The 13,692-nt window shown below is 58.4% G+C and carries 9 protein-coding genes; 8 read left to right on the forward strand and 1 reads right to left on the reverse strand.

The genetic code is table 11. From position 1 onward, the window contains the following. Nucleotides 1–180: 180 nt before the first annotated feature. From L3X40_RS05795 to L3X40_RS05820, 6 genes are all read left to right on the forward strand, one after another. The gene (locus L3X40_RS05795; RefSeq protein WP_237364816.1) at nucleotides 181–705 is read left to right on the forward strand and encodes a hypothetical protein; all 525 of its coding nucleotides are present in this window, start codon (nucleotides 181–183) and stop codon (nucleotides 703–705) included. Between the two features lie 134 nt (nucleotides 706–839). Then, on the forward strand, nucleotides 840–1,613 hold the full coding sequence (locus L3X40_RS05800; protein WP_237364817.1) for a hypothetical protein: 774 nt from the start codon (nucleotides 840–842) through the stop codon (nucleotides 1,611–1,613). Between the two features lie 96 nt (nucleotides 1,614–1,709). Next, nucleotides 1,710–2,513 carry a fimbrial biogenesis chaperone gene (locus L3X40_RS05805; RefSeq protein WP_237364818.1) on the forward strand — a complete coding sequence of 268 codons (804 nt, stop codon included), beginning with the start codon at nucleotides 1,710–1,712 and terminating at the stop codon, nucleotides 2,511–2,513. 194 nt (nucleotides 2,514–2,707) lie between these two features. Then, on the forward strand, nucleotides 2,708–5,137 hold the full coding sequence (locus L3X40_RS05810; protein ID WP_237364819.1) for a hypothetical protein: 2,430 nt from the start codon (nucleotides 2,708–2,710) through the stop codon (nucleotides 5,135–5,137). 9 nt (nucleotides 5,138–5,146) lie between these two features. Continuing rightward, nucleotides 5,147–6,064 carry a hypothetical protein gene (locus tag L3X40_RS05815; protein WP_237364820.1) on the forward strand — a complete coding sequence of 306 codons (918 nt, stop codon included), beginning with the start codon at nucleotides 5,147–5,149 and terminating at the stop codon, nucleotides 6,062–6,064. A 228-nt stretch (nucleotides 6,065–6,292) separates the two neighbouring features. Continuing rightward, nucleotides 6,293–6,706: a hypothetical protein gene (locus L3X40_RS05820; RefSeq protein WP_237364821.1), complete on the forward strand. Its 414-nt coding sequence runs from the start codon at nucleotides 6,293–6,295 to the stop codon at nucleotides 6,704–6,706. Between the two features lie 96 nt (nucleotides 6,707–6,802). Here the strand turns inward: L3X40_RS05820 and L3X40_RS05825 are convergent, their stop codons facing one another. After that, on the reverse strand, nucleotides 6,803–7,102 hold the full coding sequence (locus tag L3X40_RS05825; protein ID WP_237364822.1) for a hypothetical protein: 300 nt from the start codon (nucleotides 7,100–7,102) through the stop codon (nucleotides 6,803–6,805). 137 nt (nucleotides 7,103–7,239) lie between these two features. Here L3X40_RS05825 and L3X40_RS05830 point away from each other — a divergent pair, with 137 nt between their 5' ends. Together L3X40_RS05830 and L3X40_RS05835 are read left to right on the forward strand one after the other, a co-directional pair. Then, nucleotides 7,240–9,450, forward strand: coding sequence for an autotransporter assembly complex protein TamA (locus L3X40_RS05830; protein WP_237364823.1), 2,211 nt, complete (start codon nucleotides 7,240–7,242; stop codon nucleotides 9,448–9,450). Next, nucleotides 9,450–13,691, forward strand: coding sequence for a translocation/assembly module TamB domain-containing protein (locus L3X40_RS05835; protein ID WP_237364824.1), 4,242 nt, complete (start codon nucleotides 9,450–9,452; stop codon nucleotides 13,689–13,691). The genes L3X40_RS05830 and L3X40_RS05835 overlap by 1 nt, the downstream gene beginning before the upstream one ends. Nucleotide 13,692: the final 1 nt, after the last annotated feature.

Consider the following 13,692-nt stretch of genomic DNA (forward strand, 5'->3'; position numbering starts at 1 on the left):
ATCGCTTCAATCCGGCGAACCGCCAGATTTATCGCACGAGCTTGAATCCAATGAATATTAATTTTGAGTCGGACTCTTAACGAAAGGAAGTGAGTCGGGGTCTCGCTCTCCTGGGTAGTGGGGGGATGTTCAAGCTTGAAAGAGCGTTGACATCCATTGTGTTCTTTGGGGGGGGTAGCCTTGCGTTTCCAGCTTTTTGCGCTCGCTGCAGCGGCATTTGCCGTGCCTGTTCATGCGAGCGAAATCGAAAATCTTCGCTCTCTCGACATCGCGGTCAGCGGTTCCATTGGCCAGCACTGCGCCATGGGCGGCATTCCCGATATGGATTTCGGCAATCTGGAACGGCGCGGGCTTGGTATCGAAACGCATGTGGCGTTCGACTGCAACATTCCCTTCAACATGACGATCACGGGCGCAAAGGGTGCGCTGACCCACACCAAAATGCCGCATGGTCAGGGGCCATATGGCGGTGCGCTGCCTTATTCACTGGCGGTTAAAATGCCTGTGCGGCATCCGGCGACGCAGGTCGTCAGCCGCTCTTTCAACAGTCGGCAGTTACAGGGCGGCGGGGTGATCTCCAGCAATGGCGGGATTGCCACGGACGGCATGGTCCTTTCGGTCGAACTTGGCATGCCTTCCGGCGAGGCGGGCCTTCTCGCCGGCGAATATTCAGAAACGATCACCATCAGCGTCAGCCCGATTTGAAGTTCCGCTTGCGGTTGTTCCGCAAGCGTCGGCCAGAAGAGTAGGCACCGTTGCTCTTTCGGCCTTCATATCCCCGGTGCAGAAATCACGCCCCAAACATTTTCATGGGGCGGTGTAACAGAAGGAAGAAACCTATGAAGAATATCCTTCGCGGCGCCGTAGCCGCCATCGCTCTGGCCGGCTTCGCCACGTCAGCCGCAGCGCAGACCAATCAGCGTCATTATGCGGGTCTGCCGATTGTTGGAACGGCGACCAATCCATCGGACTATCACCCGTTGGGCTTCCTCCCTTCGGCACAGGATCTTGCTGATTTTGTCGTTACACACGGTATTGGCACGCGCTACACCGCCGAAACCAATAGTCATGGCGATTCCGTTGCTGCCGTCGACCGCATCGATGTGGAATTCAGCCTCAGCGGCACCGTCAACCGGGACTGTTCCTTCTATGCCGGCAACAATGCCAGCGCCCGCAATATTGATTTCGGCGTGATCGGTATTCGTACCGGCGACAACGAAAACGTCAATTCGGCGTTCGAAATGGTTGGCCCTGCCACTGCCAACATCGAAACGCTGACCGCTGGCTGCAACACCAACAATGTCGTCGAAATCAACAAGGATGACATCCGCGGTCTCGTGAATCTGGCCCCCGGTGGTTACGACACCAACGAGTTCCAGGCGAATATCCCGTACAGCGTTGAAGCGCGTTGGACAGGCGTGCCTCTCAACAGCCAGGCCAATGGCACTTTGCAGACGCTGAACGTCGCAACAAATGCGAATGCCGGTCAGAAGCAGCAGGGTGCATGGCGCTCCGATCTGGAAATCAACATCGTCGCTCCGGCGGTAACGTCGCGCGGCCTGGTCGCTGGCAGCTATACCGGCAAGACCACGGTCACGCTGCGCGCGATCTAAATTTCACGACCGTTTGAGAAAGGGGAAAGAGTAATCTTTCCCCTTTCTTAAGTAATATATCGGATGGCAGTCCGCGTAATTCACGGGCGAGGGATCATGACAATTTTGACGATGTCGAAGCGGTGCGGCCGCGCACTGCTGGCCGCTATTGCTGTATTCATGGCATTGGCGAGTCCCGCCCTCGCCATGCGGGTTTCCCCGATGGTACTGGAAATGGAATCGCGCGGAAGCAGCGCTGTGGCGCGTGTGGAAGTTCAGAACATCAACCAGGGCAATCTGGCGTTCGAAACCCGCGTTTTCCTGATGACCATCAACGATAATGGCGACATTGTCGAAACCCCCGCCGACGACAAGTTTCTGGTCTTTCCGCCTCAGGGCGTCCTGCCGCCGGGCGGCCGTCAGGTGGTTCGCCTGCAATGGGTCGGTGAACCCGATCTGGCCGCGTCACAGGCCTTTTACGTATCCGTTCAGCAATTGCCGGTGACGTTCGAACCAACCGAGACGGATTCCGTCGCCGCACAAGTTCAGGTGCTTTACAACATGCGTGCGCTGGTGGTTGTCGCGCCGCCCGGAGCAAAGCCGGATGTGAAGGCCGATCTCGTCCGGCAGGTCGATTATCAGCCACCCGCCGCAGCCGGTTCGAGCACGCTTCCGCCCATGCAGGATGGCGTCGAGATCACCCTGCGCAATGAGGGCCGCCGCCATGCCATGATGTCGAATTTTGGCTGGCGTCTTGAGGGCACCGATACGAAGGGCGAGAAGCTCCGGGTCGATATTTCGCCGGAGGAACTGAATCGCGCCGTTGGCACTGGTTATGTTCCCGCACTGGGCAAGAGGACGTTCCATGTTCCGGTTCCCGGCTTTGGTCCTGAACCCATCCGGTTGTCGTTCATCCAGTGAAGATTCGCTTTGCTTTGAGTTCTGTCGCGCTTCCGGCTCTGTATGCGGGGGCGGCGGCTGCGCAAGTCGCGATACCGCTTCCGCAGGGAGAGGGAAGGGCGCCGCAAACGCGAATTCCTGAAGCGCCAACCCCGATTCCGCTGCCCGGACCAACACCCACTCCAACGCCGCGCTCATCTCCTGCGCTGCAGCAGTTGCCGATTGGCATTCACGGACGACCGGACATCAATCCGTATGAACGCGACATCGATATGACGGTGCCGCTCAATTTCCAGAACCGCACCTTGGGCGAAATCCCGATGCGGTTGACGGCAGACGATCGCTTTCTGCTCGAAACGGCGACTTTCCTCCGGCTGATGCGGCCAATCCTCAACGATCAGGCTCATGCGGCCTTGGCAGCCCAGTTGCAATCCTTACCGAATTTCAGTGCGGACGACCTCGGCACAAACGGTGTTCAGCTCACCTATGATCCAAGCACGCTGGCCGTTGTCCTGGTGGACGTGGGGGCAGAGCAACGGGCGGTTCAAAATCTGTTCGCCGCGCCGCGCGATGATGTGAACGACGTTACGTTGAAACCCGCCGGTTTCTCCGCATATCTTAACCTCAATCTGAATCAGACCTATATCTGGGAACAGAATCAAGCCGATCCGCCCACGATCAATTTTGACGGCGCCTTTCGTTTTGGCCAACTGGTGTTTGAAGGCGATGCGCAACTGGGGCAGCGATTTGGCGGCGATGGCGACGCTTATAAATTTTCGCGCAATTACGCGCGTCTGGTTTACGATCAAGCAGACGATTATCGCCGGTGGATGATAGGCGATCTCGACCCCGAAACGCGCGGTCAACAATCCTATGTTCAAATGGGCGGGATCGGGGTGCTGCGACAGCAGCGCCGCTTCAACGCTTTCCGATCCGCCATTTTACAATCGAACCGTCAGCTTATCGTGCAACGGGAATCTACGGTGCGTTTCCTGCGCAACGGCGCACTGTATCGCGAAATTCGGCTTCAACCGGGTCGTTATGATTTCAGCTCCCTGCCGCTGGTTGCGGGAAGCAATGACGTCGATATCGAAATCAGGGACAATAGCGGCAGCGTTCAAAGTCTCTCCTATCAGCAATATCTCGACCCCATCGACCTGGATCCGGGCGATTATGAATTCGGAGCCTATCTGGGCATGACGAATCGCTCTTTCGGTTCTGCGCCGGACTATAAAGGGCCTGCCGCTTTCACCGGCTTTTTCCGCAAGGCTTTTGTGGACAGTCCTGCCATAGGCATTGGTCTGCAGGCCAGCAAAGAGGTTCAGACCCTGTCGGGGCAGACGCAATTCATCCTGCCCAATGGCGGCCGTATTCTCCTCGATGGAGCGGCGAGCAACTCCAAAGATGCGGGGCAAGGTTTTGCATCTGGTGTCAGCTATGAGCATTTCATCGACCGCGGGGGCCTGTCGGACAATTTTTCGCTTCGCGCGGATTACATCTCTCCAGACTATGCGACGCTGGGGAATCCAGAAGCTTTCAATTCAACGTCGTTCAATCTTTCGGGGCAATATACCCGGCAATTCAGTTTTCGCGTGCTCGGCACTGCCACCGCTTCTTATCTGAAAGGGCGTGGGAATGTGGGCGACAGCTATCGGCTGGGCGTGACAGGTCACTATAGATTGACGCCCAAATGGACCTTTCGGGCCGGTGTCGATTACGCCAAATTTCCATCGGCATTCGCCAGCGGCAACGGCATCAGCTTCAATATTGGTCTGGTCTTCCAGCCCGATTACCGGCGTCGTGCGGAGGCGCGATTTGAAAGCCGCGACAGGCTGGCAGAGCTGTCTTATAACCAGAGCGGCCTCAACCAGTTGGACAGCCTTGGCTTCGGAGGCGTACTCGCGCGTCAGGACGACAATGCACGGGCTCAGGGTTTTGCGACATATTCTGCCAATCGTTTCGAAGCAGCCATGAGCCACGGAACCTTCGGTCCCAGCCTGTCCGATCTTGGCTCCGTCAATGCAACGTCTGTTCGTGTGGGCACCACACTGGCCTTCGCTGATGGCATGTTTGGCGTTGGTCGGCGTATCAATGACAGCTTCATGCTGCTGTCGCCCCACAAGAATCTGGGGGATCGCAGCGTTGTTGCGGGACAGTCCATCGCCGAAAACAACTATATCGGTCGAAGCGGCACATTAGGCGCCGCGGTAAACAATTTCCTCGGTTCTTACGTCACCCAGTCCGTTCAGTACGATGTCGAAGATCCTCCAACCGGATATGATATCGGTCCGGGCGTCGTCCGTGTACATCCTCCGTACAAGAGCGGCTATGCGTTGCGCATCGGTACGGATGCATTTGTCAGTGCGGTGGGCACTTTGGTTCTTGCGGCTGATCGCCCCGTGTCCCTGATCGGCGGTCGCGTGACCCTGCTCGATGTAAGAGAAGGTGAGAACCTGCAGCCCATTCCGTTCTTCACGAATTCGGTGGGACGCTTCTCGATCAGTAATTTGCTGCCGGGACGGCGCTATCTGGTGGAAACCTATTCCACCAACGGTACAGTTGATCGAGGCTTCGAATTTGCTGTGCCGGCTGACACCGACGGACTGGCGAAGCTCGGCATTGTCCAGTCCGGTACGAAAAACTAGGAGGCATCCATGTTGCGTTCATTTTTGTTCCTCGCAGCGGGGTTGCTGACAACATCGGCGCTGGCGCAGCCCCCGTCGAATCCCGCCGCATCGACCGGCCGTGACTGCCTCATCCGGACGAACGCGACTCCGACATCCTGGATGATCCAGGGCTATGATCCCTTTGGCGGGTCTCTTCCCGAAGGAACGTTCGGCGTGACTTTCGTGAACGAAGGGTCATCTGAATGCCGTTTCACACCCGTGTTCGAACTGGTTCAGCCGCCCTTTGGCCTCTCGACCGGCTCTGGCAAGCCAATTGGTTATGCCTTGCTGAGCATGAGTGATTCCCAGGACGTCACACCGCGGGCGGGCCGATCCCAGCAAAGACCCTCTCAACGCGATCTGAAGCTTGGACCCAATGAATCCAGGACGCTGCTATACAAGCTGGTGGCCGATCCGGATGACGTGGCGGATGCCGGAACATTCACGCAGAATGTGTTGATCGAGGCTCAAGATAATCTTTTCCGTTCGCTCGGCGGTACTCAGTTGGTGCTGGGCATCAATGTATTGCCCTCCGCACGTATCGGCCTTGCCGGGGCCTTTATGATGGATAACGGACACGCTGTGGTTAATCTGGGCGAGCTGCGACGAGGGATTGCCCCTGTTCCGCTGCAACTTCGCGTCAACAGCACTGGCCGTTACGCACTAAGCGTCTCTTCCGCTAACTCCGGTCGTCTCCGCCTGGGCCTTAGTGAGTGGTATGTTCCCTATACGATCGCCATTGGCGGCACGTCCGTCAATTTGACCGGGGAACGCAGTGTGGCAGGACCGCCAAGTTCAGGGTTTCGCCGGGATTCCCTGCCGATCCAATTTCAGATCGGAGACGTTGCCGATCGGCGTGCCGGCACCTACAGTGATGTCATCTCGATAACGGTGACTGCTCGTTAAGTATTCCAAGTCGCATCCGCTGAAGAGTGAATGGTTGGTAATATTTGCAGGAAGAACAAAAATTCACGCGTAAATCCGGTAAACTTTGTTCCTGTAGATCCGTATCTTCAATTTGTGGTGATCACGCTCTAAATTGATGGTTTATCGTTTTTAACCTCCATTATAAAGCTAATTTTAGACCGGCAGGAATACAAACTCATCCATAACCTGATTTGAAAGGGGTTACGGATGATTGCGAAGATATTACTTGCCGCCGGGAGCGTGATGCTCGCAGCAGTTCCCACCAGCGCGCTGGCGGAGTCGGTCGGATACAACCTTCGCTTGACCGTCCCCCTATATTGCACAGTCAAACACCAGGCCTTGGGCTATGGGAATAGCCAGAGCGGGGTCGTCTCCCTTGGAACCTTTCGCGAGTATTGCAATGCGCCGCGCGGATATAATCTGATCATCACTTACACTCCTGGTTCACTCAGAGGAGCCAGAATCATTGCGGGAAATGAAGAGGTCATACTCGACGGCTCCGGACGATCAGTTCTCAGCCGCGAAACTGGTCCGCGCGTGAGAGAGAGAATTATCGCAGCCATTCCCGGCGAGAACGGTTTCGACACAGATCGGTTGGAACTTATCGTCGTCCCAGTCTGACACGACCGTTCATCAGCATGCGCTGTGTCCAGCAGCAACATATGAAGGTGATGTGGCATGTTGAGCGGGCTCTCAACTGCTACCTCTCACCTTGGATCAAGCCTGTTCCTGTCTTGACGAAAACGCAAGCGTTGCGAGCCACCCTGCCACCGCATAGCCCCCGAACCACATCAGAACGGCGGCCGCATCTCCGCTTGCTAAAAAGGCGATGGGCGCTGGAATGAGCAGCGTCATATATTCCGCCACCACAACGGAGAGCATGCTTTCGGTCCTGTGATCCGTTTGCGTGCCCAGCACCCGCCAAACCATCCAGTCACCAGCGATCAGAACGGCGGTATCGAGAGCCATGATGATCAGCTGACCTATCGTCACCTGCCAAGCGGCGTGCGGAATCATCAGCGATAGTTGATGATGCGGTAATGATGTGCTGCCGGAACGTTGCCGGGTTTTGAAGCGTATGTACCTATGGACTGCCAAACCGTGCTCTGTACGAGACGTCCGACGTTGTTGTTTTGGTATCGGGAAAAGCTTTTGTGATCTGTCGGGCGTACCATCTCATCCGAAAAATTGTCGTTGTGGCGACATTCCTTCCTTTTCTCTCCCACGCGCAGACCTCCCAGACCCCGTCCTCCACGAGCACTTCACAGCAGCAGCAGGACCGGCGGGAACCGATCATCACCGATGAGGAATTCGACGAGACTGTTCCTCCGATAAAGGATGACCTTGGCGCTCCTATGGGTTCGGTCCAGCAATGGGACGAGGAACAACGGAAGCTTGAACAAAAAGCCAGAGCGGAAGATGGGAAGGATGGCGTCGCGACCCTTCCGGCGGCGGCGGATGGCAAAGCAGAGGAGCTCCTGGCCGACCCGCCAGTCAACGATCCGGAGATCGACGATCCGCTGACGCCACTGTCGCAGTTCGACGTGACGCCCATTGATGAGGACGCCTATACCGAACAGGCCGATGCCGAAAAGCCCGCCAGCCTGCGTTACAGTTATCGGATCACCGGCCTTGAAGAATTGAGCGATGACAGCAAGGTCGCCGATGTTGATGCCAGTGACATAACGGGCCGCTTCAAGGATCTGTCGGCTCTTGAGGATGGCGATGGAAAAGCGGCCAATGGGGCGATGGTGTCCGCGCGGATGCGGGAAGACCAGCAGTTGCTGATCGATATATTGCAGGGCCAGGGCTATTTCGATGCGATGGTAAATGGAACGGTCGAACTGCCCGACAAGGAAGAGGGCAAGGTCAATGTGGTGCTGTCAGCTGCGCCGGGCAAGCGCTATGCTTTCGGAGCCATCGCGTTCGACAGCGAACCGCTCGTGCCCGCCGATCTCGCACGTAAAAATTTCAAGATAGATAGCGGTGAGCCAATCGTTGCCGAACGGGTTCAGGCGGCTGAGGCTAATGTTGCGGTTGAGTTGCCAGAAAATGGCTATCCCTTCGCGCAGACCGGCGACCGCGATATATTGCTGGATGCTCAAACCGGCACGGGCGACTATACGCTGCCCATTTCCGCCGGACCGCGGAGCAGCTTTGGTGAGATCGCCACAAGCGGCACCACCGCCTTTGACGCCGATCATATTGCCGTGCTCGCACGCTTTAAAAAGGGCGAGCTTTACGACAGCAAGAAGGTCGATGATCTGCGGCAGGCGCTGGTCGCCACCGGCCTGTTCTCGCTCGTCTCGATCACGCCTGAGCAGACCGGCCAACCCGGACCGGATGGGACCGAATACGCCCGCCTCTCGGTAAATCAGGAGGCGGGGCCGCCACGCACCATCGCGGGAGAGGCAGGGTATGGAACAGGTCAGGGTTTTCGCGTCGAGGGAAGCTGGACTCACCGCAATCTGTTTCCGCCGGAAGGCGCGCTGATATTTGGCGCGGTGGCGGGCACGCAGGAACAGGGGGTATCGGCGCGTTTCCGTCGTTCCAACGCTGGCAAGCGCGACCGGACGGTGGAATTAGGGGTTTCCGCGACACACAGCGACTATGATGCCTATGAAGCTTATACCGGCCTGATTTCTGGCAAAATCGCCTATAACAGCACGCCGATCTGGCAGAAAAAACTGACCTACAGCTATGGGTTCGAACTGCTGGCCAGTAATGAACAGGATTATGATTTTACCGCCGGAAAGCTGAACCGCCGTACATTTTACGTGGCGGCGCTACCGGGTCAGGTGACTTTCGATCAGTCCGACGATCTGCTCGATCCTACAAGCGGCTACAGGCTGACGGCCAAATTGTCGCCCGAGGCTTCGCTTGGAAGCGGTACGCAACTATATGCACGCGGACTGATCGAGGGATCGGCCTATTATCCCGCGGGCAACAGCATCGTCTTGGCCGGACGCGTTCGGGTCGGCTCCATCTATGGCGCGGACCGTGCGCAGATCGCGCCGACGCGCCGCTATTATGCCGGTGGCGGCGGTTCGGTCCGCGGCTTTGGCTATCAGGAACTTGGCCCGAAAGACCCGCAGAACCGCCCGATCGGCGGGCGCAGTCTGTTCGAAGCGGCTGCGGAAGTGCGCTATCGCTTTGGAAATTACGGCATCGTCGGTTTCGTCGATGCCGGGCAGGTCTATACCAGCTCGACGCCCGGCTTTGACCATATCCGCTTGGGCGCGGGTATTGGCGGGCGCTTCTATACCAATTTCGGGCCGATGCGGCTCGACGTTGCAACGCCGATCAATCGTAAACCGGGTGAATCTCGTATCTCCATCTATGTCTCGATCGGGCAGGCCTTCTGATGGCGACGGAAAAAGATAGGACGGCGCAGGAGCCGGAAGCCGGATCAACACCATCCCGCAACCTTTGGCCGCGGCGCATTTTAATCGGGCTGGGCTCGGTTCTTGGCATCCTTGTGCTCGTGATTGGCGCAGGCCTTCTGTGGCTCAACAGCGAAAGCGGACGCCGCTTTGCCGCAAAGCAGATCGAATCGATGCAGTTCGCAAATGGCATGCAAATCGATATGGGCAGAATCGATGGCTCGCTTTACGGGGCGATGCGTGTTCACGATCTGGTGTTCCGCGACCCGCAAGGCGTGTTCTTCACTGCGCCGATCGTGGAAATGGATTGGCGTCCCTTCGCCTTCATCAACAACCATGTCGACATCCGATCACTTGCTATCCCCAAGGCGCGACTGCTGCGCTTGCCGACATTCAAGCAAACACCGTCCGACCCCGATGCGCCCCTGCTGCCTGATATCGATATCGACGTGGGTTCGTTGAAAATAGGGCAGTTCCTCATCGAGCCGCCAGTGACTGGAAAGCGCCATGCCATCGCGCTCAATGGCAAGGCGCACATTGCCGATGGGCGCGCGGTGGTGGATGCCGATACCCGTGCGATGGCGGGACCCAATATCGCGGGCGGCGACCGAATGACGCTCCGGCTGAATGCGGTGCCGGATGACAATAAGCTCGACCTTGCGCTTGATATCGCTGCGCCCGCCAATGGTCTGGTCGCGGCGCTTTCGGGTATTGGCCAACCGATGCGCCTGACATTGAAGGGCAAGGGCGATTGGGAGCGGTGGAACGGCACGTTGACAGGCAATAGCGGTGGTCGGCCACTTTCGGACATTACGCTTTCAGGACGTGACGGCACCTTTGCTGCAAAAGGCAGTATGCGCCCCGGCCTGCTGCTGCCCGGACCCGCCGGAAACCTGCTACGCCCGGTGACGCAGGTCGATCTGCGCACCACGGCGCAGGATCGCCGCTTCGACGTTGACGGCAGCATCGAAAATGAAAATTTCGCACTCAGCGCATATGGCATCGCCGATCTTGGCGCCAACAGCATGCGCGACCTGGCCATCGGTTTCCAACTGAAGAAGCCCAATGCGCTCGCCGAAAACCTCGTTGGGGCCGGGATAAGTGCAGGCATTACCATGAACGGCAAAATGGCCGCGCCCCGCATCGACTATCGCATCAACGCCGCACGGATCGGATTCGATAAAACGGTCATTCAAGGATTGCAGGCGAACGGAAGCGCGCAATTGCGCAAAGATCGCTGGATGATTCCGGTGAATGCCCGGGCCAGGGCGATAACCGGCCTCAATGCGGCGGCCGGGTCGCTGCTCACCAATGTCCGTATCAATGGCGATCTTGCCTATGCGAACTCCAAAATCCTTTCCGACAATTTGCGGCTGCGCTCCGACAGGATAGACGCCACCGCCATCGTGCTCGCCGATCTGAGCAGCGGCCTCTACACCGGCGGGCTCAAGGGCCGTGTCAATGATTACAGCATCGATGGCGTCGGGACCTTCAATGTCGTAACCGATATCGATCTGGATACGCCCAAGCCCGATACCTATCGCCTTGCAGGAACGGTGCGCGCCAAATCCAGCCGTATCTATAGCGATGGCGTGCGGAATTTCCTTGGCGGCAATTCGCTGATCGTCGCCGATGTCAGCTACAGCACCGATGGCATTGCCCGTGTGAGTCGCCTGAACATCGCCGCGCCTGCCTTTCGCCTGACGAGCGGCAGCGGAACCTATCGCACCAATGGGGCGATCCAGTTTACCGCGCGCGGCACCAGCAACCAATATGGTCCTCTCGGCCTTGATGTATCGGGCACAGCGGACCGACCGGTGGTTAAGCTCGCCGCGCCAAGGCCCGGTGTCGGGATTGGTCTGGCCGATCTGGTCGCAACCGTCCGGGGCACGCCGCGCGGCTATGCGGTCGCGGCGACCAGCACCAGCGACTATGGTCCATTAAAGGCGGACGTGGACCTTATCATGGGTCGCGGGCCGATGCTGATTCAGGTGAACGACGGCAGCAGCTTTGCCGGTGTCGGCTTGACGGGCCAGCTGCGACAGACCGCCGCTGGACCGTTCGATGGCCGCCTTGTTGCCAACGGCTCGGGCATTGAAGGGACTGTGCAACTTTCATCGCTGAGGGGCAGCCAGCGTGCGGTCGTGGATGCGACCGCGCTGGACGCTCGCCTTCCGGGCAGCGCCAATATTTCGATCGGGCGCGCAATCGTCGACGCGGACGTCATTCTCTATGACCAACCGCAAATCACCGCTGACGTGCAGCTCGAACGCGCCCGGACGCGCAAGCTGTTCATTGCGGCAGCGCGTGCCAAGGTCGATTATCGCAGCGGCAGCGGCACCGCCAAGCTGATGGTGGAGGGACGCAACACATTCCCGTTCCGTCTGGCAGCCAACAGCATTCTCCGGCCCGATCTATGGCGGATCGCACTCGATGGCCGCGCCAACGGCATTGATTTCAAGACGCGCAATCCCATGCGAATCATTCCCACAAACGGCACCTACCGCCTGATGTCGACGACCATCGATCTGTCGAACGGCGCGGTGCAGCTTGCGGGCGATTATGGGGATGGCATGAATATCCAGACCCGGCTTAACGATGTCGACCTCGCCCTCTTCAACCCGATCATGCCCGGACTGGGACTGGGGGGGAGCGCAACCGGGAGTCTCGATTTCGCGCAGCCCACCGCCAATGCGTTTCCCCACGCCGATGCACGCCTGCGTATCGATGATTTTACACGCACCAGCCTCGCTTCGGTGTCGCAGCCTGTGGATATTCACCTCGTCGGCAGACTTCTGCCCGATGGCGGCAATGCGCGCGCGATCATCCGGCGTCGCGGCGCGGCAATCGGGCGGATGCATGTGAACCTGCGCCCGCTCCCCCCGGGCGCGGGAAGCTGGACGACGCGATTGATGGCCGCGCCGCTTTCCGGCGGCATTCGCTACAACGGCCCCGCCGATACGCTGTTCTCACTGGCGGCCCTTCCCGACCAGAGCCTGAAAGGTCCGGTTGGCGTCGCGGCTGATTTTTCCGGTCGCGTGCAGCGTCCACAGCTCAGCGGCATCGTGCGCGCCAACACGCTGGTCTATGAAAACCATGCTTACGGTACACGCCTTACCAACATGCAAGTGCGCGGCTCTTTCACCGGTGACCGGCTGAATGTCGAACAGCTTACTGCCCGGGCGGGCGATGGAACGATCAGTGGCTCAGGTTTCGTTTCGCTCAGTTCCGACCAGGGCTTTCCGGTGCAACTGGCACTCGACCTGGATCATGCGCGACTTGCGAACAGCACGGACATCGCTGCGGTTGCGAGCGGCAAGATCAGCGTGATCAACAATCCCGGCCAGCCAGCGACCATATCAGGGCGGATTTCGCTTCCCGAGACACGCTACAAGATTGTGCGGGAAGGATCGGCAAAGGTCGCGACGTTGACCGGCATTCGTCGGAAACCGGCGATTGGCCGTGCCCGGATTACCGGCGATGCGGACGCGATGACAAGCCTCCCGAACGACTGGAAACTGGATGTGGATGTCATTGCGGACAACCAGATCCATGTTTCCGGCATGGGACTTAATTCCGAATGGGCGGCTGACATTCACATTGGCGGCACCACCGGCAATCCGTCAATTACGGGAGGCATCAAGCTGGTGCGCGGCACGCTTGGGTTCGCCGGACGGTCATTCGACCTTCAGGAGGGGCGACTGCAGTTCAACGGCGGTGTTGTGACCAATCCATCGATTCGGCTGGTGGCGTCGGGTGAAGCCGATGATGTCACCGTCAATGTGATCGTCGGCGGGACAGGAGACAATCCGGAAATCACCTTCTCTTCGACCCCCGGCCTGCCGCAGGACGAGATTGTTTCGCGCATATTGTTCGGCAATTCGATTGGGGAACTTTCCGCCATACAGGCGGTGCAACTCGCTGCTTCGCTCAACAGTCTGCGCGGCGGGAGTGGGGGACTCAATCCGCTCGGCGTGCTGCAGCAAAGCGCCGGCATAGACCGGCTGCGCATATTGGGCGCGGACGAGGACACGGGGCGTGGAACCGCGGTCGCCGCCGGGCAGTATATCTCCAACGATGTGTATGTCGAAATTGTCACGGACGCCCGCGGATATACGGCCACGCAGCTTGAGATCAGCCTTACCAAGGCGCTCTCGGTGCTGAGCCAGGTCGGTTCGTTTGGCGGGTCCAATATCAACCTGCGCTATCGCAAGGATTACTAGC

This window comes from Rhizorhapis sp. SPR117 (assembly GCF_021742065.1).

What these genes read in the sequence shown, in the direction of transcription:
- L3X40_RS05800 (WP_237364817.1), top strand. Translation starts at nt 840, where the DNA reads ATGAAGAATATCCTTCGCGGCGCCGTAGCCGCCATCGCTCTGGCCGGC.
- L3X40_RS05805 (WP_237364818.1), top strand. Translation starts at nt 1,710, where the DNA reads ATGACAATTTTGACGATGTCGAAGCGGTGCGGCCGCGCACTGCTGGCC.
- L3X40_RS05815 (WP_237364820.1), top strand. Translation starts at nt 5,147, where the DNA reads ATGTTGCGTTCATTTTTGTTCCTCGCAGCGGGGTTGCTGACAACATCG.
- L3X40_RS05820 (WP_237364821.1), top strand. Translation starts at nt 6,293, where the DNA reads ATGATTGCGAAGATATTACTTGCCGCCGGGAGCGTGATGCTCGCAGCA.
- L3X40_RS05825 (WP_237364822.1), bottom strand. Translation starts at nt 7,102, where the DNA reads ATGATTCCGCACGCCGCTTGGCAGGTGACGATAGGTCAGCTGATCATC.
- L3X40_RS05835 (WP_237364824.1), top strand. Translation starts at nt 9,450, where the DNA reads ATGGCGACGGAAAAAGATAGGACGGCGCAGGAGCCGGAAGCCGGATCA.